Here is a 20,027-nt window from a genome sequence, read left to right on the forward strand (position 1 = left end):
CTCAACTTTCTACGACGCTATTATAGCATATTCTTATGGGCAAAATCTATTTAAAATACTCAAATTCGATGTCCTCCAACTGAACGACATCCTCATTCTGAATGCCCATTTTTTCCAACTCTGCAAATACGCCTTTGTCTTTTAAAACACGCTGGAAGAAACCAACTGAATCCAGATCTTCAAAGTTTACCGATGTGATCAGTCGCTCCAGGAAATCACCTTTAACAATGTATAAATGATCAAGTTTTTCAACAGTAAATTGTTTTTCCATAAAATCAGGGATATAAATGGCTTCAGTCTCTGGTTCAATGTCAAAGATCGGTTCAACTTCGCCGATTTCATCCAGTAAGGCTATCGTTCGGCTAAGCAGCTCGTTAAGGCCTTGGCCGGTTACTGCTGAAATTACAAAAACCTCGTAACCAAGTTTTTCGAGTTCTGCTTTGAGTTCGGATGTTTCGTCGGCATCAGCGATAAGATCAACCTTGTTCAAAGCGACAATCTGCACTCGCTGGGCCAATTTTTCATTATATTTTTTTAGCTCATCATTAATCTTTTTAAAATCATCCAGCGGGTCCCGCCCCTCACTGCCAGCAGCATCCAACAAATGAATCAGCAACTTGGTTCGTTCCACATGGCGAAGGAATTGATCGCCCAATCCGGTGCCTTCATGAGCGCCTTCGATCAAACCGGGAATATCGGCAATCACGAACGGATCAAAATTTCGCCATTCAACCACGCCCAAATTGGGCACGATGGTAGTAAAATGGTAATTGGCTATCTTGGGTTTGGCTTTGGTGATTACTGAAAGCAAGGTTGATTTTCCGACATTGGGAAACCCAATCAAACCCACATCAGCCAGCAGTTTCAGTTCAAGAATAACGGTTCGTTCCTGACCTTTCACTCCACCCTGAGCAAAACGAGGTGCCTGTCTGGTAGCTGTTGCAAAATTCATATTTCCACGACCACCCCGGCCGCCTTCAGCCACCCGGTATTTTTGTCCGTGTTCGGAAAGATCGCAGATGATCCGTCCGGTATCCTTATCTTTAACAATCGTTCCAACCGGAACCTTAATAATCAGGTCTTCCCCGGTTTTGCCGGTGGAACGGCCGCCGGTACCATTTTCACCATTTTCTGCTTTGTGTTTTCTTTTATATTTAAATTCCATCAGGGTTCGAAAACCATTGTCGGCCATAAACACAATATTGCCGCCATGCCCTCCGTTACCGCCATCGGGACCGCCATTGGGGACATATTTTTCGCGCCGGAAACTCATTCCGCCATGTCCGCCGTTGCCAGCCTTCAGAATAATCTCTGCTTTATCTACAAACATTGCTACCTCGCTTTTTTATGGTATCTACCCGAACAACATAAAAATAAAACCTCTTATCTTGTAAAAACGAGCATAAGAGGTTTTATGGCTGTATTATTTTGTCACTGGAAAACTAGATGGCTTCCCGAGGATAAATACTTACTTGTTTTTTATCTCTGCCTTTTCTTTCAAAACGTACAATACCGTCTTCTAATGCGAATAATGTATCATCTCCGCCTTTTCCAACGTTAGTACCAGGGTGAATTTTTGTTCCTCTTTGACGAACAAGAATATTTCCTGCCAGTACGAATTGACCGTCGCCTCTTTTTACGCCAAGACGTTTAGATTCACTGTCACGACCATTTCTTGAACTACCAACCCCTTTTTTATGGGCGAATAGTTGAAGGTTCATTTTTAACATGTTGTTCACCTCCTATTTATATACTTCTTCAAACTGGATATAATCTCCATAAGCTTCCTTAATCCCCCGGATCCCCAGAAGATAAGTTGAAATAAGTGTCTCTGTCTTTGATTTCGTTGGTTCATCATTGATTTCGGGAACGACGAAGCGGACATAGCCTTCTTCGATTACTTCGCCAAGATCTTTTCGCCCAACGATTTCAGTAAGCCCGTTTAAGATGCTGATGGTTAAAACCGAAACAGCCGCACAAACGATATCCTCGCCATGATCGGCAAAACCGGCATGACCTGACACAATTATTTCATTCGCTTTATTATTCTTACCTTGAATCTTTACTGAAATCATAAAATTGCCTAGGCTTGGATGCCGGTAATTTTAACTTTCATGAATGGTTGACGATGACCTTGTTTTTTACGATAATCTTTTTTCGATTTATACTTGTAAATAATAACCTTAGGTCCTTTTGCAACTTCCAGAATTTCAGCTTTAACAACAGCATTTTCAACCACCGGCGTACCAATGATCATTTCACCATCTTTGTTAACTGCTAAAACTTCAGTAAAAGAAATTTCTTTTACATCTTCTTCAGTGAAATTGATTTTTTCAATTTGAATAACATCATTTTCCTGAACGCGGTATTGTTTACCACCTGTTTTAATAATTGCATACATGATTCTACACCTCCTCATACCAGACTCGCCACAAAAGGTGCTTTCGACTTAAAACCTTGTGTGTGCGGCTACATAACTTTATAAATATTAACATGGTGAGCTGCTAAAGTCAATCAAAATATTAATAATGGTTTTTTGCCATAAAAATACGCCTAAAGAGACTGAAATCATTTATTTTATTATGGGGGTTTTCCAGTATGATGGGTATAATAAAATAAATTGAGCTTTAGGAGGAAAATAAAATTGCAAAAAAACATGCCTAGAATAAAAATTGTAGCTGTTGTTTTATTAATTGCTCTTGCCATGGGATTCATAGTCTATAATTTTTATCCAACGATTAATCAAAACATGCAAAAGGATAAAATAATTGCCGTCGCAAAAGAAAACCGCACCGAGATTGCTGATCGGATCGATTTCAATGCCTTGCTGGCCATCAACCCCGATACTATTGGATGGGTTCAAATCGAAGGCACCCCACTCGAATATCCGGTTACCCAAACCACCGATAACGATTTTTATCTGTCCCATAATTTTTTAAGGGAATCATCTTTTGAAGGCGCCATCTTCCGGGACTACTTGAGTGATCCTGTGACAACACGGAATCACGTTCTCTATGGTCATTATATGTCAGATGAATCGATGTTTGGCAGCTTATGGAATTATCAGGATCAGGCCTATTTTAAAGCCCATCCGGTGATTCAGTTTGATCAGCCTGGCAATCCCGGAGATTGGGAGATCTTCTCAGTTTATATTACTGAAGCTGACTACGATTATCGCCAGCCAAGTTTTGCTAACGACACCGAATTTATCAATTATATGAATCGGCTTAAAGCCCGCTCCCTGTATGATACCGGTGTGGTTGTTTCCCCTGACGATGAAGTACTGACCTTATCTACCTGCATCTACACCTTCGATGATGCCCGCTTTGCGGTTCATGCCCGGAAAATAAAGTAAACACAAAAGTGTCCGCAATTTGGATCTCTTAATCCATTAACTGCGGACACTTTATTACATTTTAGGCAAGTTACTATTCGTTATCAATAACTGCCTTTTTTCCCAATTTTCGCAATTCACGTTCCGGCTTGATTACTTTATCTTCATAATCAAAACACTCTTTCGCAATGACATTACTTAAAACCAGTAATGAGATCAGATTAGGAATTGCCATTAATCCATTCATCGTATCCGAGAAATCCCAGACAATCTGAAGCGCAGTGGTGGCACCGACAAAAGCAATTAAACTGTAAAACAGTCGATAAACTTTCACTGCCATTGGCGCTTTAATTAAATATTCCAATGACTTCTCACCATAATATTCCCATCCCAATATTGTTGAGAAGGCAAACAGCATAATCCCAATGGTGACGATGTACCCCCCAATCGGGCCCAATGCCGATTCAAAGGCTGCAATTGTCAAGTTAGCTCCACTAAGTAGTTTACCGGCTTCAGTCATGGTACCCAGCATACCGGAAGAAGCGATAACCAGACCGGTAATAGTACAAACCACCAGCGTATCAAAGAAGGTTCCGGTCATGTTAATGTAACCTTGACGGGAAGGATGATCCGTTTTAGCTGCAGCTGCCGCAATTGGCGCCGAACCTAAACCAGCTTCATTGGAGAAAACTCCTCGTGCAACCCCCCAACGCATGGCACTGAGCATGCTGGCAATCACCGTACCGCCAACCCCACCAGCCACCGCTGTGGGAGAAAAGGCCATTGTAAAGATCTGTGAAATACCGGCAGGCAGGTTTTCAAAATTAATAATAATTACTAATATACCGGCCACAAAATAAAAGACTGCCATAAATGGAACAATGACACCACAAACGCGACCAATACTCTTAATCCCACCTAATAGCACCACAATAGCCAAAATTGTAATGACTGCTCCAGTAACCCAAGTAGGTATGCCAAAGGTTCCAACTACAGCACTGGCAATGGAATTAGCCTGGGTCATGTTACCGATTCCAAACGAAGCGATCACTGCAAAGGCTGAGAACAGTACCGCCAGAATTGACCCTATCGTCTTATTCTTGAAACCATTTTTCATGGCATACATCGGTCCACCGGCCATTTCGCCTTCTTTGTTGGTTTCCCGGTATTTAACCGCCAGAACACTTTCGCCATATTTGGTGGAAAGACCAAACAAAGCACTGATCCACATCCACACTAACGCTCCGGGTCCTCCCAGAACCATGGCGGTCGCCACCCCGACAATGTTACCGGTACCAATAGTTGCTGCCAGCGCCGTCATCAAAGATTGGAAGGGTGAAATATCCCCGCTCGATTCTTTTTTTGCCGGATCCTGTTTAGCAAAAACCGATTTCAATGCATAACCCAAGTTTCGCCATGGCAGAAACTTTAACCGGACTGTTAAAAAGATCCCGGTTCCCATCAATAAAGCTAGCATTACAGGTCCCCAAACAAAATTGTTGACAGCTGCAATAATTTCCGAAAAATTCATCTTAACCCCCTTAAAATTATAGTGGGATTATTTTATCATTATTTATCTTGCTTCACAATACTAAACATTCTAATGACAAGTATTTACCTTAAATGTATCTTAAGCCTAATCAAGAGGTAATTATTGTCATTCCCAATGATGTTTTAACTCAAATCCGGAACCAATGGCCGATAAATCGCCTCGTATTCAATTGAGCGGTTGGATTAACGACGCAAAGAGTTGAAAGGTTTCAAGAGCAAACCAGAGTTTAAGTTCAGTTAGCAGGGCTTCGTTTGAGTCACTGCAGTGGATCAGATTGTTACAGCAGCGAGCTTCCCGGTCGGCATTATCAAAGGAATCGGTGCCCAGATCACCCCGGATCGTTCCCGGTTCAGCCCGGGCCGGGTCGGTAGCACCCGTTAATTCCCGGGCGTTGCTGATGGCATTTTCCCCATCCTGACTGAGAATAATGGGCATCATTGCTTTCCCAGCAAAAGCTGTGATGGCCATTTTTTTAAACGATTCTCCCAGTTTTTCAACCACGTGGGCGTAATGGGTTAAGATTAAGTCGTCACTAACGCGTTTATATCCGATCATCTCGATCCTGAAGTCATGCTCGATAAACCGTTTTATAATCGGTTCAACTAATTCCGTTTCCAACGCATCGGGTTTCATAATAATTAATACATATGATTTCATTGCAAATCCTCACCTTCTATGTTTTGTTGTTATGATATATTAACAAACTAAGATATTAGATATTTTGATACTAAAATACTTAATTAACAGCAAAAAACGCTGAAGCCGATCCCGCAATAAATGCAGAACCGGCTTCAGCTTTCGATTTCAGATGTCATTCCTTTTGGACTCACCCCTTTCATTTCACCAAAAATCCACTTCTTCACTTTTCTAAAAGCAATAAACGCTTAACTGGCAAAATTCTTCTGGATATTTTTACATTCACTTCAAATTTTTACCGTTTCAGTGGCAAATCGTCATTTCCATTATTACGTGGTTAATTATCGTTGATCCATTATTTGTTTTTATGGCCACAGCACTTTAAAAAGTGATGCTTACATCCATAATTAAATACCGATCACCAATTAATCAGGCCATCAGTGCGATGCATGTACCCAATTTGGCTTTAATAACTGCTGCATCTTTGGAGATGACAATCGATAAAATCTTATTCATCCATTCGGGTTATTTTAAATTTTTATCTCTAAACAAATCACCGTCTTTCTAATCTTATCGGCTGTTAAGGTTTATTTACTTTTCAATGATCTTATAATCAATTGAGAAAAGGATTGTGTTGATCTTTGATTTAGCTAAATTATAGCACGTTTCTTTGAAATGTAAAGGCATTTTTTGTAAACGTTTTTATTTCTTTTGTAAACCTTAAGCATCGGCTTTAAGCAGCAGTTTTTCGCGATGTAATTCAATCGTCGGATCGATCACAAAAACTGCACTGATTTGATCATTAAAACTCGCTAAGACCTGTTCCGGCTTGACACATTGCTGCTCGATATAAATCAGTGTCATCTTAACATTGACGTGATCGATTTCGCTGTCTGGAAATACCGAAATCGATTCAATAAAGGGTCGGATATTTTTTTCAACAAATTTCCCTTTTTTATTTCTTTTCTGAACCAAAATCTGTGGAAGTTCCAGATACATGCGCACTGACTCTGCCAATTCGCCTAAATCAGTTTCTGGCATGACCTTGACACGAATCTGATAGTCACTTTTATACAGCGATGCCGACAGGGATTCGACCCCCTCACCACAGATTTTTGCAGTAACAATTTCCAGACCACTCGGCAATACATGGTTCATGCGGCTGATAAAGCTGTCCACATTGATATCCGTTGACACAATCACCTCGCCATACTCCGAGTCACTGGTTAAACCCACTGACATCGCCAGCGCAAATGACATCCGGGGATGGGGATTAAAACCCTGGGAATATGCGACCGGGATATTCGCCCGGCGAAACGCCCGTTGAAACAATCGTTGCTGATCCAAATGGGATAAAAAACGCAGCGGAGTTGATCGTTTAAATTGATACTGTATTTTAACCATTGCATTTCCAGCCTTTCTTGAATTCCATAATGCCACAATTTGAACACGTATCGGGGCAAAACGGCGTTGTTAAAGCTGTCTCGGCTTTTTCCGCTTCGCTTTGTAAAAAGTCCTTAGTAATGCCCGTATCAATAAAATCCCAAGGTAGAATTTCGCTGTAGTCTCGGTTTCGCAAAGCATAAAAATCTGGGTCGACCCCGGCTTCAACAAAGGCATCCATCCATTTTTGAAGATCAAAGCATTCGCCCCAGCCATCAAAGCGGCAACCTTTTTGATGAGCTTTTTCCAGCACCGAACCCAAACGACGGTCACCCCGAGCAAAGACTGCTTCTAAGAAGCTAACCCCGCTGTCATGCCAGCTGTACGAAATCTTGCGATCTTTAATACTGGCTTTTAAATGACGTTGTTTCTGCTTAAATTCTTCCTGGGTATTCTGGCCCATCCACTGAAAAGGCGTAAATGGCTTGGGCACAAAGGAAGAGGTGCTTAAAACGACTTTCAAACTTTTGTTACGCTCTTCCCGATCTATTTTAAAATATTCGTCCACAACTTTTTGCCCTAAATCAGCAATACCTTCAATATCTGCCAGCGTTTCCCCTGGTAAACCAATCATGAAATACAATTTAACATGTCCCCAGCCCTTTTCAAAAGCGGTTCGTACCGTATCAAGCAGGTTTTCCTCGGTAACACCTTTATTGATAACGTCCCGCATCCGTTGGGTTCCTGCTTCTGGTGCCAGCGTCAAACCGGTTTTGCGAACTTTCTGGATTTCTTCAAGCATCTCAATGCTTAAGGAGTCAATTCGCAGTGATGGCAAGGAAATACTGACTTTTCCATCTGTATAATCACAAACCAGGTTTTTAATCAGTGCCTCAATTTCACTGTAATCGCCGGTACTGAGAGACGACAGTGAAACCTCATCGTAGCCAGTGGCGTCGATCAGTGCTTTTATTTTTGCCTGGATGGTAGGCACGGTTTTTTCCCGAGTCGGGCGGTAGATCATCCCAGCCTGACAAAAACGGCAACCCCGGCCACAGCCTCTAAATATTTCATAGCTGATTCGATCATGGACGGTTTCGGTATAAGAGACTACAATTTTTTCAGGGAAATAAGCATTGTTGAGGTCTTCAATAAATTGTTTGCGGATTATTGATGGCGCCTCTTTGACAATCGGCTCAAAGGCGGTAATCAACCCAGTCTGTTCATCATAGTTGACCTGATAAAATGCCGGGACATAAACCCCTTCTATCTGTGCTACCCTTTTCAGAAAGTCCTGGCGGTTACCACCCGTATTTTTCCACTCCCGGTGGGCAGCCATAATTTTAAGAATCACCTCTTCTGCTTCACCGATGACAAAAAGATCAATAAAGTCAGCCAATGGTTCCGGATTATAGGCGCAGGGGCCCCCGGCAATCACAAACGGTTCGTCTTCCTCTCGCAAAGCGCTTCGTTGGGTGATCTTGCCTAACTCCAGCATGTTTAAAATATTACTGAAGCTCATTTCATATTGCAGTGTAAATCCCACAAAATCGTAATCGTTCAAGGGCAGCATTGATTCCAGGCCATATAGTGGCAAATTATGCTGACGTAATTGTTCTTCCATATCGACCCAGGGGGCAAATACCCGCTCACACCAGATATCTTTTTCTTCGTTGAGTAAACCATAGAGTATTTTCATACCCAAATGGGACATTCCCACCTCATACGTATCCGGAAAGGCAAAGGCAAAACGAATCATCTCCGGACTCGGATTCTTATGGACTGCGTTCACCTCATTACCCAGATAGGTGATTGGTTTTGTCACCAGAGGTAAAATATTTTTTTCAATATAATTATTCATTCATTTCCTCATATTTATAATTTTTAAAACTGTCTGACTCATTTTAGCACACCTTATCTTACATGATTCTTATCAGCTTGTACAGTCCTCACCTCAGAATAAATATTCAGTCACATCACCCTGCTCCGACAATTATTCTAAAAAGCGCATTTGATTAACGTTATCAATTATGATAGACTACACCCTGTTTGAAAAATTTGAGTCAGGTAATTTCAAACAGCTGAGCGTTTTTTTGAGCTTTCTGCAATTATCTGAAACTATGTTCATGAGAGGAGAAAAAATTGTTTGAAACAGTCGATGTGGGCATTTTGTCCATTATTCCACCAATGATTGCCATTGTTCTGGCTTTGATTACAAAAGAAGTTATCTCCGCCCTGCTAATCGGAATTTTATCCGGAACCCTGATTTATGTCATTAACAGCGGCGGCGGTCTGATTGAAATGGGTACGATTGCTTTTGGCCTGATGGCTGAAACCGTCGGTGAACCGGGCAAGTTTAATATCATCCTATTTTTGGGGCTGCTGGGAGCCTTGGTTTATGTCGTAACCATTGCCGGCGGTTCTCGAGCTTATGGCAACTGGGCCGCCACCAAGCTTAAATCCCGCCGCAGTGCTCAACTGGCAACCAGCGCTCTAGGCGTTATTATTTTCGTTGATGATTATTTTAACTGCCTCACTGTTGGCACGGTTATGAAACCAGTCACTGACAAATATCAGATTTCCCGGGCCAAGCTGGCCTACATTATCGATTCCACTGCTGCTCCAGTCTGCATCATCGCCCCGATTTCCAGTTGGGCGGCAGCTGTAGGCTCAACACTCTATGAAACAGGATCTTTCCAAAATGAACTGAGTGCTTTCGTGGCAACAATCCCTTACAATCTTTATGCGTTATTAAGTATCTTGATGGTTATTATTATTTCTGTTACCAATATGGACTTCGGATCTATAGCCCGGATTGAACAGCGAGCCACCGAAACCGGCGAACTGGGTGCCCTGGATACAGAACTGGAAGAAAAAATTCTGATGGATGGCAAAGGCACAATCTGGGATCTGATTATTCCAATCACCTCGCTGATTGTCTTTTCTATTCTCTCGATGCTCCAAAATGGTGGCTACTGGTCCGGCAAAGGCTTGACCTTATCGGAAGCCTTTGGTAATTGTGATGCCTCTGCCGCCCTGGTAATGGGCGCCTTCTGGGCACTGGTTGTGACCTTTTTGCTATTTATCCCACGTAAACTGATTGATTTTAAAACCTTTATGGGTGGCATCGGCGAAGGAATCAAAACCATGGTTCCGGCGTACATTATTCTAACCCTTGCCTGGACCATTGGTGCCCTGTGTCAGGATCTGCTGGGTACCGGCCTCTTTATTGGCGAACTGGTTAAATCCAGCAGTATCCCAGTGGGGCTCATTCCGGCCATGATTTTCCTGGTTTCGGCACTGTTATCTTTTTCCATCGGTACAGCCTGGGGTACCTTTGGGATCTTCATTCCGATTGTCGTCATGATTTCCCAATACACCGCCCCGGAGCTGATGGTAGTGACCTTATCAGCGACTTTGGCCGGATCAGTCTTTGGCGACCATTGTTCACCCATTTCGGATACCACCATCTTATCTTCAACCGGTGCCGGCTGTGATCATATTCAGCACGTCTCAACCCAAATGCTCTATGCCCTGGTGGTGGCATCCTGTAGTTTTATCGGTTATCTGGTCGCTGGTTTAAGCTATGGAAACCTTCTGCTGACCTGGGTAACCTCGGTCGGACTACTGATTGGATCACTAATCGTATTCCATCGGATTTCCCAAACCCGCATCACAAAACTAGATTTCTCCACCCCGGATTAATGCTGTTCATTTCAAATGTCCGCTATTTTGCAATAAAATGGCGGACACTTTTTCTACATCACACTATTTCCCAGATCAGTTCGCCTTTTCGTTGTTGTAACACTTCAGTTACCACGCCATTTTCTGCCACTTGAGCCAAATGTTGATGAACCTGTGCAAGCTGATCCGGATTATCTAAAACGGCCAGTTCCCGAGTATAAATCCCCTTTGCTTTTTCCAGTGGGAAAACTCGCTTATGAAGCCCTGTTTCATATGTCAGTTCGGGGAATATTCCCTTTGTCCATAAAATATTAAAGATATAGTTCAGCTTATTAAACTGGCGGATATAATGTTGATTTGTTAATGTGTAGAGTGTTTCTTTCAGACAACTATGTCGTTCCACAAACGATGACAGATAACAAAAACCTCTGGAGGCACCGATCATTTTATAAAGATGATCCGGTTTGCAAATCGCCGGCGACATGCTGGCAATTACCAGATCAAAGGATTCTAGGTAGTGAAAGCTGTCCCAATCCGAGTGAATAAACTCGGTATTTTGTAACCCTGCTGCTTCGGCATTTTCTCTGGCATAGCGCACCATCTTTTTAGAAAAATCCAGCCCTACCACTTTTTTTGCTTTTTTTGCCAACTCAACTGCAAATTGTCCCGGCCCACAACCAATATCCAAAACGGTTGTTTCATTTGTGATAATCCCTTTGTTAATCAAGGCCTGAACCTTGTCTTTTCGATTTAACTGGGCATCTTCTGTTGACGATGAAAGATTGTATTCTTCCGCCCGAAAGTCCCAAAATTCTGCAGTCGGTTCTTTTTTTTGGTTATCACTTAACCAGAGCTCTTCAAAATATGCTGTTTTAAACTGCATCCGGCATCCTTCTCCTTATTTAAATTTAATTACAGGTAATTATCGATTAATAAAAAACAATCCTATCAGGCAAAGTGCAATTCCCACCAGATGATTGGTGGTCAAAACCTCTTTGTATAGTAAGATGCCAATAGGTATCAGTAAGATCGCCAATGAGATATTGGCAACCAGCGACCCCAGGCTGATATTCCATCCAGCCCGGTAGGCGGTAATGTAACCAAATTCAAGGGCAACAACCGAAATCCCCAGAGCAAAACTGGTCCAGTTCAGTCGTTTAACCGACTGGACGATTCCTTCTTCCAAGCCATTGGCCAGCATCAGAATTAGCGTCAATAACGCAGCTACCAGATATGTAACTAAGAGTGATAAAAAAGGATTGACCGTCTCCGGTGTCGACTTCGTACAAATGTTATAGAACACATTAGCGGTTACAATTAATAAAATGGGCAGATAATAGGCGAATTCATTCAACGTTCTTAGGCACTCCCCTTCCTTATAAATTAGTGTATGACTGTTTAAAGATATGTAGAGATTCCCAATGTTGTATAATGTCAGCTCTTAAAACCCGAAAATTCTGATAGGGTTTTTCAATGTACAATAACCGCTTGATGACTAACCGCTCTTCTTCTGATAGATTAAACTGTTCTATTCCGCCGTGATTTGGACTTGCGGTTATTTCGTCGCAGTTTAATGCCAGACGCATAAAAACATCACCGATCCCCCAAAAATCCGGATTAAAGTGAGTGTCAAATGACACCATCTTTCTGGCTGAACCAAAATCAATCAGTGACAACTGCTCACCAGTCCATAGAATATTGTCAACTTTAATATCCCGATGGCTAATGCCAAGGTTTTCCAGATAATCCATAACCGCAATTAATTGATAGAAAATATTGGTGATTTCAGTTTTACTAAAAGCATAGTCCCACGCCAGCCAATCATCCAGGGTTTGGCCCGGCATTTTTTGCATCACCAATCCAAAGCACCCATCCTGATCAATGACCTGTATCAATTTGGGAATGGCAGGATGACTGATGGTTTTAAGAAACTTACTTTCCCAGATCAATTTCGTTTTGCGGCGCTTGACATCATTCGAGTGAAAAATTTTAGCTACATAGTCCTGATCTTCCCGGGATATCAAATAGCAGCACCCAAAGCGACCCTGACCCAGGGGTTTAACCAGTGCAAACCCATTAAGCGCAAGAACTCCCCGGAGAGTAGTGAGACGACTACCATTCAATCTCATCAACTGATAAGGGCTTTTCATTGAGATAACTCTTCTGAACCTGACCATTTTTCATAATAATGACCTTATCGGCCATCGGTGTAATGGCTTGGTTATGGGTAATCAGAATGACCGTCATCTTTTCTTTTCGGCTGGTTTCCTGGAGTAGTTTTAAAATATTCTTGCCCGTATTATAATCCAGCGCTCCAGTCGGTTCATCACAAAGCAATAGTTTGGGACGTTTAGCCAGAGCTCTGGCAATCGCCACCCGCTGCTGTTCGCCTCCGGAAAGCTGTGAAGGAAAATTTCCCAGTCGCTCTTCCAAACCCACACTTCTTAAAACCGTTTCAGCATCCATCGGGTCATGACAGATCTGGGTCGCCAACTCAACGTTTTCAACCGCCGTGAGATTTTGAATCAAATTATAAAATTGAAAAACAAAACCGGTGTCGTAACGCCGATATTCGGCCAACTCCCGACGGTTTAAGGCCGCAACATTTTTTTCACCAACAATCACCTGGCCTTCATCACAGTCGTCCATTCCCCCCAGAATATTAAGAACCGTTGTTTTTCCAGCCCCGCTTGGGCCCACAACCACTGCAAATTCGCCCTCATCAATAAAAAAATTGATCCCATTGGCGGCATTAATGGTTACCTCTCCCATATGATAGCGCTTATGTACATCTTTAAATTCAATAAAATGTTTCATCTTTTTTGTCCTTCTTCAGTTAATTGAGGTACTGCACCCCTTACAAACAATCATGGCTGTTATCAGTATAGCGAATAAACCGCTGAAAAGCCAGTCAGCTCGAAAAAAAAGAAAGGTTTCCCTTTCTTTGAGGTTGTCGATAAACTCCCGTACCGACCAATGACCAAGGGGTCAGACCCTTGTTAATCTGTTGTCCGCTGCGGATTCGGACAAGCGAGCCGTGTCCGCTGCGGACAACATGATGTAACAAGTGTCGGTACTAGGCTATCTTTCTGATTCGTATCTGATCCTGTAGCAGCAACAGATTTGTTATTTTTTGGCTGGCTCCCATTTGCAGCGTATCGGGGAGACAATGGCTTCTTCTTTTTTTAGCTGCTTAAAGGCTTTATCAACTTCTTTGCGATCAACCTTTAAGGCTTTTTCAACTTCGCCAGCAGTCATCGGTGCGCCATACTGTTCCATGTAAGCTAAAATTTTATCCTTCAGTTCCATATTTGCCCTCCAAATTCATTCATTCTTATGACAAATTCTAACAGAACATTCTTAATTCGGGTTTTAATTTTACCAATCACTGGCCATAGTGGTGCTTAATTTTCGCCCACTGCGATAATTGAAGACTGGTTTAGTTTTTTGCTTTGTATCCCCAATATGTGGTTCAGTACCAAAGCAATAGCAGCGAAGATAATGATTACAATAAAGGTCGAACCATAGCTACCACCAGAGCTCTGCAGCAAATAACTAGAGATCATTGGTCCGATAATAGCCGCTGGTACCAGCAAAAAATTAGACAAGCTGAAATTAAGGGGATAGTTTTTTGAACCAAAACTGGAATTGATAACCACCGAGGACAGGGCTGGTACACCACCATAGGTAACTCCAACTGATAAAAGCCCAATGAAAATGAAAATGACATTATTCATCGTGGCACCCATAAACAAGAAAACACCAGCAACCAGCAAGAGTATGGTATTGATTCCCATTGCCTTTGCTCGGCCCATTTTGTCAAACACTGTTCCGATCACAACTCGACCACCACCATTAAAAACAGATACCAACAGCCCCAGCTGGGCTGGTGCACCAAAGGCTACCGCAATGGTTGCCGCACTTCCGATAATCAACAGACCCGATGCGGTAATCATAATTCCCCATAAGAAATAAGTCCAGAATACTCCAGTTTTTAACATTTCTCTGGCTGTATATTCTTTTTTCTGACTGGTCTCATCGGCTACAACCACGACTTTTTTGGGCGCAGTAACCGGTTTTTTTATAAAGAAGGAGCCTAGAACCATAACAATTGCTCCCATGATCGCCAGATAAAAGAAGGTGTTCAAAACGCCGACGCCGCCGATTAAAGAACTGATCATCGTTCCCAGAATCAAACCGCCAAGTCCAAAGCCCATTAATAAAATTCCTGATGCCAAACCGGCTTTTTCAGAAAACCAGGGTACAACCGCACTGATAATTGAGTTATAGCCCATACCAACTCCGGTTCCGCAAAGCACCCCATAAAACAGATACAACAGCATTAAGCTTTGAGCTGGTTGCGTTGGATCCATTTTTGAAACGCCGAAAAATCCGACAAACAGCATCGCCGCTGCCATTAAAACAATGGTCTGATTTTTGATAAAACGGGTTAATTGTCCGCTGACAAAACCACCAATACAAAAAAAGATAATCGAAATGGTAAAATTAAGTGATAAGTCCGTGACTGTCCAGCTTTCAAAGACTTTGTTCAGCGGCGCCCGAAAAATTGACCAGGCATACAATAATCCCAAAAACAACAGCATGATGGTTCCTACACTGAGGTAGATCCACCGTTTTAAATTCTCATTTTTCATCATGTTCCTCAACTTCCAAAATTTCTTGCTTTATTGTATCAGCTTGCTAAAGTAAATACAATCATAAAAACCAGTAATTGTTATCTATCTTACTGGTTTTTATCATTCCACTGGACAGCTTGTTTTAAAAAGATTAAAATATACCCGAGTCATAACAACAGCAACACATTGCGAAGGTGACGTTTTCTGCGTCCCGCTTCTCAATGAGTAAATTATCAGAAGAAATGACAGGAGGAAATTATGGATTTATCATTTTTTATCGGTCCGATACTGGGGGGTATCATCGGTCTGATTACCAACGGCATCGCTATTCGGATGCTCTTTCGCCCACTTAAACCGATCAAGCTTCTCGGGCGAACCCTCCCCTTTACTCCGGGCATGATCCCCAAAGAAAAACCCCGCATCGCCAGATCGCTGGGTGATGTGGTTGCCAACAACCTGCTCAATGAAGATGTGATTAAAAATGGGCTGCTATCCCCGGAAATGGATGATAAGATCGCTATTGCCCTCAACAAACTCATTACTAAAAAAAGCACCAGCGACGAAACCCTCCGGGAATTATTTTACTCCTTTTCCGGCGAGCAGCAAGGCGAATTGATTCTTACCGACGTGACTACTAAGGTTGTCGGCTTTTCCTACGAGCGGATGGTTAAAATGGAATTGGGGCCATTGTTATCGGAAATAGCAGTTACCGAAATCGTCAGTAATCTCCATGGATCAATGTTTGCCATGCTGATCAATGAAAATCTAGTCAGTTCTGCCAAACTCAAAATGTCTGAAATCATTGAACGAATGGTGGTTGAAAAAGGTGAAGCTATTCTGAACAATATTTTTGAAAAAGAAAGCCAAAATCTCCTTGACAAACGACTTTGTGATCTTTACACAGAATATCAGGAACGGATTCCGGATTTTGTTTCCTGGGTTATTAAAACCTATCATCAAGTGATTGATAAAAACATCGGTATCTTAATTCACGCCCTAAACCTATCAAAGCTGGTAGAAGATCAGATCAATGGCTACGATGTTCTGACATTTGAAAAAATGTTGTTGGAAATCATGCATAAAGAACTCAATGCGATCGTCTGGTTGGGTGGATTATTGGGCTGTATTATGGGCCTGGTAATGGCCTTTGTCTAGAATACCAAAACAGATTTTAGAGCTTTAAAAAACTGCTATTGTTTTTAAAGTGGTAAATAACCAGGAGTATCGATTATCAAGCGGTCTTACGCCTGTTTGTTAACACGTTACGATACTATTTTTTAAATACCGGCGTCAAAGCAAAGTTTGTTAGATTCTATCAAAACTCGCAATCACTTTAGGATAAGAAAAAAAGGAGCAAAAAATGACTAATTTAGAAATTAATTGGGATCAATTGGGATTTGATTATATCAAAACGGATTATCGCTATCTGTCGAGCTGGAAAGATGGACAATGGGATAACGGGGTTCTGACTGAGGATAATGTTTTACATCTCGGCGAAGCTGCGCCCTGTCTGCACTATGGACAGCAGTGTTTTGAAGGCTTGAAGGCCTACCGTACCAAGGCTGGCGGGATTCAGTTGTTTCGAGTTGACCAGAATGCCAAACGCTTTCAATCTTCCTGTCGGCGACTGTTAATGCCAGTTGTTCCGGAAGAAACCTTCATCAAAGCCTGTCTCGATGTCGTTAAGGCCAATGAAGACTATATCCCTCCTTATGGTACCGGCGGTTCGCTATATATCCGACCAATGATGATTGGAGTGGGCAACAGCATGGCTGTCAAACCGGCCAATGAATATATCTTCACGGTTTTTTGCATGCCAGTTGGGGCTTATTTCAAGGGCGGACTGACGCCGGTTAATTTTATGGTCTCTGATTATGATCGGGCAGCCTATAACGGTACCGGCCAGCAAAAGGTTGGCGGCAACTATGCGGCTTCGATGCTGGCTCATGAAATTGCGGTACAGAAAGGCTTCGCTGATTGCATCTATTTAGATCCCACGACCCATACCAAAATTGAAGAGGTCGGTGCCGCCAATTTCTTTGGCATCACCAAAGACAATCGCTTTGTCACCCCGGATTCCTCTTCGATCCTACCCAGTATCACCAAATACTCGCTGCTCTATCTGGCTGAACATGTTTTGGGAATGGTCGTTTCGGAAGAAGACGTTTTTATCGATGAATTGGACACTTTCTCCGAAGCCGGGGCTTGTGGTACAGCAGCGGTAATCACCCCTATCGGTGGGATTTTCCATCACAACCGACTCCACGTCTTTTACAGCGAAACCGAGGTGGGCCCCATAACGAAAAAGCTTTATGATACCCTCACTGCCATCCAACTGGGTGATCGGGAAGATCCCGATGGCTGGATTACCAAGCTATAATGAACACTTGATCAAAACTAGGCTGTAAACCGATGGATTAATCCCCATCGGTTTTTTTCTAATCAACTTAATGAATCGATTTTTCTTGCAATTTATCAAATAAGTCGATAGACTTATAGCCATAACTACTCGTGGACAGGAGAATTATGAAAACAGAATTATTGTTCCTAATTAAACGTTTATGTGATCTTGAAGAAGAATTCACCGAACTAACTGAAGAAGAAAAAGAAATTGTTGTATCGACTGCTGAAAGCATGACCGGAAGTCTGGTCTTTTTATTGGAAGCTCTGGAAGATTATTCTATGAGCGGTTTTTATGACGAGGATTGATTCCAACAAAAAAAATAATAAGGAGGTCGTGTGATGAAAATAGCTGCTTTTGTTTCCAGCATGGTTGCCCTGACACTAGGTGCCGCCGCCCTAACTTTAAGTATTATAGCTGTTTCAAAAACTGCCCGTTAACGGCAAAAGAGCAACACTTAGACAAGGTTGCTCTTTTTTGGGGTTATTTCAAAACTACCGTGCAACCAATGACCATTGTGTCACAATATGGTGTGACACTTACGACACTGGACTAGCTTTTAATCTTGCCTGGTTTACTATTTTTAGTCGGTAAACTCGACAATGACCTGATCAATATCCCAGAGGGATTCGATTTTTTCGACTGCATCTTCTCTGATGGCGTTGGCAAACTGATGAGTTTCGGGGAGATCGATGACGATCCGAACCACGCCACCTGTAATTTCAATTTCCTTGACCAGATGGGTTGCCACCATATCCAGGCCTTTAATTGGATTCATGACCTTCTTCAATCGTTTTCTGACAATTTCTTCAGTAGTAGCGACCTTTTCGGTTACCAGGCCGTGCTTTTCTTCATAATTCTGGATCGCCGAACGCAGCACCTCCACTGCCAACACCGAACAATGCGCCTTAATTTTTGGCAACCCGCCCAGGGCTTCCGAAGCTTCCTGCCAGGTGATTTTTTTAGCTTCGTCAATGGTTTTGCCTTTGGCCAATTCGGTAATAATCGAGCCGGTGGCGATGTTTGAGGCACAGCCGTAGGATTCAAATTTGATATCATCGATCACCCTGGTTTTAGGATCGACCTTTAAATAGAGTGACACCATATCACCGCAGGCCGGACTGCCTTCGGTTGCTTTACCATCAGGATCTTCAATCCGTCCAGTATTGCGGGGATTCTTAAAATGTTCCAGAACCAGATCATTATAAGGACTTGCCATTGTTATCTCCTCCTATTCCTTTCCCAAAGGGCTGATTTTGCGCAGGTTCTCAACCACCTTTTTAAGGGTTTCCTCCACAAAAATAACCTCTTCCATGGTATTGAATCGACCCACCGTCAACCGAATCGATCCGTGAGCCCGCTCATGATCACCACCGATGGCCGCAATGACGTGACTGGCTTCCAGAGAGCGGCTAAAACAAGCTGAACCGGTACTGACGGCAATGCCATACATGTCCAGATGAAGGGTGATCGATTCCCCCTCCACGTAATGGAAAGTGATGTTGGCATTCTGTGGTGTTCGTTGCCGCGGATGACCATTTAGAATAACATCAGGGATCTGCTCACTCACCATCGTGATAATGTGATCCCGCATTGCTGCCAGCCGGATGTTTTCATCCGCCGTCACCAGTTCCGCCGCTTTGGCAAATCCCACCGCTCCGGGAATGTTATCCATTCCCCCGCGAAGGTCAAATTCCTGAAAACCACCATCCATAATTTTAGCCAGAGTGGTTCCTTTTTTTACATAGAGACCGCCAATTCCCTTGGGACCATGCAGAGTATGGGCCGAGACGGTGATCAGATCAACGGCGATGGTGTTGACATCCAGTGGTACTCGCATAAAAGTGTGAGTGGCATCGGTATGAAAGAGCACTCCCCGCTCCCGGCATATGGTACCGATTACACCAATGTCTTGTATGGTGCCGATTTCCTGATTACCATGCTGAATCGAAACCAGAATGGTTTCGGGTTTGATCAGCGCCTCAAGTTTTTCGAGATCCACCAGCCCCTCCCCGTCAACATCCAGATAATCAACGGTAAATCCTTCTTTTTCCAGGGTTCTGGCGCTGTACAGCACCGGAAAATCTTCAATTTTAGAAACAATCAGATGTTTACCTTTTTTTGTGCCCAGGGCCTTGGCAACCCCTTTTAATGCTAAATTACTGGATTCGGCACTGCCGGAGGTAAAAATAAACTCATCACTGTTGGCACCCAGGGCCTGAGCGAGCCTACTTCTGGCATCATCCAGAGCCTCTTTCGCCTCAACGCCCAACGAATAGCCAAATTCCGAGGTCGCCACCGAGTAGCGGTCAAAATAAAGCGGTGTCATCACATCCAATACTTGCTCATCCAGCCGGGTGGCGGCAGCGTTATCCAAATAATACACTTTTTCCATGAGTT

General features: G+C 42.8%; 20 protein-coding genes and 1 pseudogene. 5 read left to right on the top strand and 16 right to left on the bottom strand.

The annotated features are described in order from the left end of the window. Positions 1–46: 46 nt before the first annotated feature. From obgE to rplU, 4 genes are all read right to left on the bottom strand, one after another. Entirely contained in the window at positions 47–1,330 is a 1,284-nt protein-coding gene (gene obgE / locus Q7P33_RS10445) for a GTPase ObgE (RefSeq protein ID WP_303870136.1), read from the bottom strand. A 112-nt stretch (positions 1,331–1,442) separates the two neighbouring features. After that, on the bottom strand, positions 1,443–1,730 hold the full coding sequence (gene rpmA / locus Q7P33_RS10450; RefSeq protein WP_070371443.1) for a 50S ribosomal protein L27: 288 nt from the start codon (positions 1,728–1,730) through the stop codon (positions 1,443–1,445). Between the two features lie 12 nt (positions 1,731–1,742). Beyond that, positions 1,743–2,075, bottom strand: coding sequence for a ribosomal-processing cysteine protease Prp (locus tag Q7P33_RS10455; protein ID WP_303870139.1), 333 nt, complete (start codon positions 2,073–2,075; stop codon positions 1,743–1,745). An 8-nt stretch (positions 2,076–2,083) separates the two neighbouring features. Further along, the gene (gene rplU / locus Q7P33_RS10460; RefSeq protein WP_303870141.1) at positions 2,084–2,401 is read right to left on the bottom strand and encodes a 50S ribosomal protein L21; all 318 of its coding nucleotides are present in this window, start codon (positions 2,399–2,401) and stop codon (positions 2,084–2,086) included. 243 nt (positions 2,402–2,644) lie between these two features. On the opposite strand from rplU, the gene srtB reads away from it, so the two are divergent. After that, entirely contained in the window at positions 2,645–3,355 is a 711-nt protein-coding gene (gene srtB / locus Q7P33_RS10465; RefSeq protein ID WP_303870144.1) for a class B sortase, read from the top strand. Positions 3,356–3,428: 73 nt separating this feature from the next. On the opposite strand, the gene Q7P33_RS10470 is transcribed toward srtB, so the two are convergent. The 4 genes from Q7P33_RS10470 to Q7P33_RS10485 all read right to left on the bottom strand — a co-directional run bounded on the left by Q7P33_RS10470 (position 3,429) and on the right by Q7P33_RS10485 (position 8,766). Continuing rightward, positions 3,429–4,865 carry a sodium:alanine symporter family protein gene (locus Q7P33_RS10470; RefSeq protein WP_303870146.1) on the bottom strand — a complete coding sequence of 479 codons (1,437 nt, stop codon included), beginning with the start codon at positions 4,863–4,865 and terminating at the stop codon, positions 3,429–3,431. A 186-nt stretch (positions 4,866–5,051) separates the two neighbouring features. Continuing rightward, positions 5,052–5,543, bottom strand: a complete 492-nt coding sequence (locus Q7P33_RS10475) for a nucleoside-diphosphate kinase (protein ID WP_303870148.1) — start codon at positions 5,541–5,543, stop codon at positions 5,052–5,054. Between the two features lie 699 nt (positions 5,544–6,242). Beyond that, positions 6,243–6,926 (bottom strand): TIGR03936 family radical SAM-associated protein, encoded by a 684-nt coding sequence (locus tag Q7P33_RS10480; protein WP_303870151.1) that lies wholly within the window; start codon positions 6,924–6,926, stop codon positions 6,243–6,245. Continuing rightward, complete coding sequence (locus Q7P33_RS10485; RefSeq protein WP_303870154.1) at positions 6,919–8,766, bottom strand: TIGR03960 family B12-binding radical SAM protein; 1,848 nt, start codon at positions 8,764–8,766, stop codon at positions 6,919–6,921. The genes Q7P33_RS10480 and Q7P33_RS10485 overlap by 8 nt, the downstream gene beginning before the upstream one ends. 281 nt (positions 8,767–9,047) lie before the next feature. Between Q7P33_RS10485 and Q7P33_RS10490 the strand changes: the two genes are divergently transcribed. Further along, the gene (locus Q7P33_RS10490; protein ID WP_369693294.1) at positions 9,048–10,610 is read left to right on the top strand and encodes a Na+/H+ antiporter NhaC family protein; all 1,563 of its coding nucleotides are present in this window, start codon (positions 9,048–9,050) and stop codon (positions 10,608–10,610) included. 58 nt (positions 10,611–10,668) lie between these two features. Here the strand turns inward: Q7P33_RS10490 and Q7P33_RS10495 are convergent, their stop codons facing one another. From Q7P33_RS10495 to Q7P33_RS10520, 6 genes are all read right to left on the bottom strand, one after another. Next, positions 10,669–11,472 (bottom strand): class I SAM-dependent methyltransferase, encoded by an 804-nt coding sequence (locus tag Q7P33_RS10495; protein WP_303870156.1) that lies wholly within the window; start codon positions 11,470–11,472, stop codon positions 10,669–10,671. A gap of 39 nt (positions 11,473–11,511) precedes the next feature. Further along, on the bottom strand, positions 11,512–11,943 hold the full coding sequence (locus Q7P33_RS10500; RefSeq protein ID WP_303870160.1) for an EamA family transporter: 432 nt from the start codon (positions 11,941–11,943) through the stop codon (positions 11,512–11,514). A 22-nt stretch (positions 11,944–11,965) separates the two neighbouring features. Further along, on the bottom strand, positions 11,966–12,718 hold the full coding sequence (locus Q7P33_RS10505) for a protein kinase family protein (RefSeq protein WP_303870161.1): 753 nt from the start codon (positions 12,716–12,718) through the stop codon (positions 11,966–11,968). Next, positions 12,702–13,406 (bottom strand): ABC transporter ATP-binding protein, encoded by a 705-nt coding sequence (locus tag Q7P33_RS10510; protein WP_303870163.1) that lies wholly within the window; start codon positions 13,404–13,406, stop codon positions 12,702–12,704. Before Q7P33_RS10510 ends, Q7P33_RS10505 begins: the two co-directional genes overlap by 17 nt. 309 nt (positions 13,407–13,715) lie before the next feature. Continuing rightward, positions 13,716–13,898 carry a transcriptional regulator gene (locus Q7P33_RS10515; RefSeq protein ID WP_303870165.1) on the bottom strand — a complete coding sequence of 61 codons (183 nt, stop codon included), beginning with the start codon at positions 13,896–13,898 and terminating at the stop codon, positions 13,716–13,718. A 95-nt stretch (positions 13,899–13,993) separates the two neighbouring features. Then, on the bottom strand, positions 13,994–15,247 hold the full coding sequence (locus Q7P33_RS10520; protein WP_303870168.1) for an MFS transporter: 1,254 nt from the start codon (positions 15,245–15,247) through the stop codon (positions 13,994–13,996). A gap of 237 nt (positions 15,248–15,484) precedes the next feature. On the opposite strand from Q7P33_RS10520, the gene Q7P33_RS10525 reads away from it, so the two are divergent. The 3 genes and pseudogenes from Q7P33_RS10525 to Q7P33_RS10535 all read left to right on the top strand — a co-directional run bounded on the left by Q7P33_RS10525 (position 15,485) and on the right by Q7P33_RS10535 (position 17,935). Then, the gene (locus Q7P33_RS10525) at positions 15,485–16,381 is read left to right on the top strand and encodes a DUF445 domain-containing protein (protein ID WP_303870171.1); all 897 of its coding nucleotides are present in this window, start codon (positions 15,485–15,487) and stop codon (positions 16,379–16,381) included. Between the two features lie 202 nt (positions 16,382–16,583). After that, positions 16,584–17,606: pseudogene (locus Q7P33_RS10530) on the top strand (branched-chain amino acid aminotransferase); the annotation flags it as partial. Between the two features lie 146 nt (positions 17,607–17,752). After that, positions 17,753–17,935: a hypothetical protein gene (locus tag Q7P33_RS10535; protein ID WP_303870173.1), complete on the top strand. Its 183-nt coding sequence runs from the start codon at positions 17,753–17,755 to the stop codon at positions 17,933–17,935. Positions 17,936–18,210: 275 nt separating this feature from the next. Here Q7P33_RS10535 and Q7P33_RS10540 read toward each other — a convergent pair whose 3' ends face one another. Together Q7P33_RS10540 and Q7P33_RS10545 are read right to left on the bottom strand one after the other, a co-directional pair. Beyond that, positions 18,211–18,846 (bottom strand): iron-sulfur cluster assembly scaffold protein, encoded by a 636-nt coding sequence (locus Q7P33_RS10540; protein WP_303870174.1) that lies wholly within the window; start codon positions 18,844–18,846, stop codon positions 18,211–18,213. A 12-nt stretch (positions 18,847–18,858) separates the two neighbouring features. Continuing rightward, positions 18,859–20,022 carry a cysteine desulfurase family protein gene (locus Q7P33_RS10545; protein ID WP_303870176.1) on the bottom strand — a complete coding sequence of 388 codons (1,164 nt, stop codon included), beginning with the start codon at positions 20,020–20,022 and terminating at the stop codon, positions 18,859–18,861. Between the last annotated feature and the right edge of the window lie 5 nt (positions 20,023–20,027).

This window comes from Acetobacterium wieringae (assembly GCF_026646375.1).
GTDB classification, from domain to species: domain Bacteria; phylum Bacillota; class Clostridia; order Eubacteriales; family Eubacteriaceae; genus Acetobacterium; species Acetobacterium wieringae_A.

What these genes read in the sequence shown, in the direction of transcription:
- obgE (WP_303870136.1), bottom strand. Translation starts at nt 1,330, where the DNA reads ATGTTTGTAGATAAAGCAGAGATTATTCTGAAGGCTGGCAACGGCGGA.
- rpmA (WP_070371443.1), bottom strand. Translation starts at nt 1,730, where the DNA reads ATGTTAAAAATGAACCTTCAACTATTCGCCCATAAAAAAGGGGTTGGT.
- Q7P33_RS10455 (WP_303870139.1), bottom strand. Translation starts at nt 2,075, where the DNA reads ATGATTTCAGTAAAGATTCAAGGTAAGAATAATAAAGCGAATGAAATA.
- rplU (WP_303870141.1), bottom strand. Translation starts at nt 2,401, where the DNA reads ATGTATGCAATTATTAAAACAGGTGGTAAACAATACCGCGTTCAGGAA.
- Q7P33_RS10470 (WP_303870146.1), bottom strand. Translation starts at nt 4,865, where the DNA reads ATGAATTTTTCGGAAATTATTGCAGCTGTCAACAATTTTGTTTGGGGA.
- Q7P33_RS10475 (WP_303870148.1), bottom strand. Translation starts at nt 5,543, where the DNA reads ATGAAATCATATGTATTAATTATTATGAAACCCGATGCGTTGGAAACG.
- Q7P33_RS10480 (WP_303870151.1), bottom strand. Translation starts at nt 6,926, where the DNA reads ATGGTTAAAATACAGTATCAATTTAAACGATCAACTCCGCTGCGTTTT.
- Q7P33_RS10485 (WP_303870154.1), bottom strand. Translation starts at nt 8,766, where the DNA reads ATGAATAATTATATTGAAAAAAATATTTTACCTCTGGTGACAAAACCA.
- Q7P33_RS10495 (WP_303870156.1), bottom strand. Translation starts at nt 11,472, where the DNA reads ATGCAGTTTAAAACAGCATATTTTGAAGAGCTCTGGTTAAGTGATAAC.
- Q7P33_RS10505 (WP_303870161.1), bottom strand. Translation starts at nt 12,718, where the DNA reads ATGAGATTGAATGGTAGTCGTCTCACTACTCTCCGGGGAGTTCTTGCG.
- Q7P33_RS10510 (WP_303870163.1), bottom strand. Translation starts at nt 13,406, where the DNA reads ATGAAACATTTTATTGAATTTAAAGATGTACATAAGCGCTATCATATG.
- Q7P33_RS10515 (WP_303870165.1), bottom strand. Translation starts at nt 13,898, where the DNA reads ATGGAACTGAAGGATAAAATTTTAGCTTACATGGAACAGTATGGCGCA.
- Q7P33_RS10520 (WP_303870168.1), bottom strand. Translation starts at nt 15,247, where the DNA reads ATGATGAAAAATGAGAATTTAAAACGGTGGATCTACCTCAGTGTAGGA.
- Q7P33_RS10525 (WP_303870171.1), top strand. Translation starts at nt 15,485, where the DNA reads ATGGATTTATCATTTTTTATCGGTCCGATACTGGGGGGTATCATCGGT.
- Q7P33_RS10535 (WP_303870173.1), top strand. Translation starts at nt 17,753, where the DNA reads ATGAAAACAGAATTATTGTTCCTAATTAAACGTTTATGTGATCTTGAA.
- Q7P33_RS10540 (WP_303870174.1), bottom strand. Translation starts at nt 18,846, where the DNA reads ATGGCAAGTCCTTATAATGATCTGGTTCTGGAACATTTTAAGAATCCC.
- Q7P33_RS10545 (WP_303870176.1), bottom strand. Translation starts at nt 20,022, where the DNA reads ATGGAAAAAGTGTATTATTTGGATAACGCTGCCGCCACCCGGCTGGAT.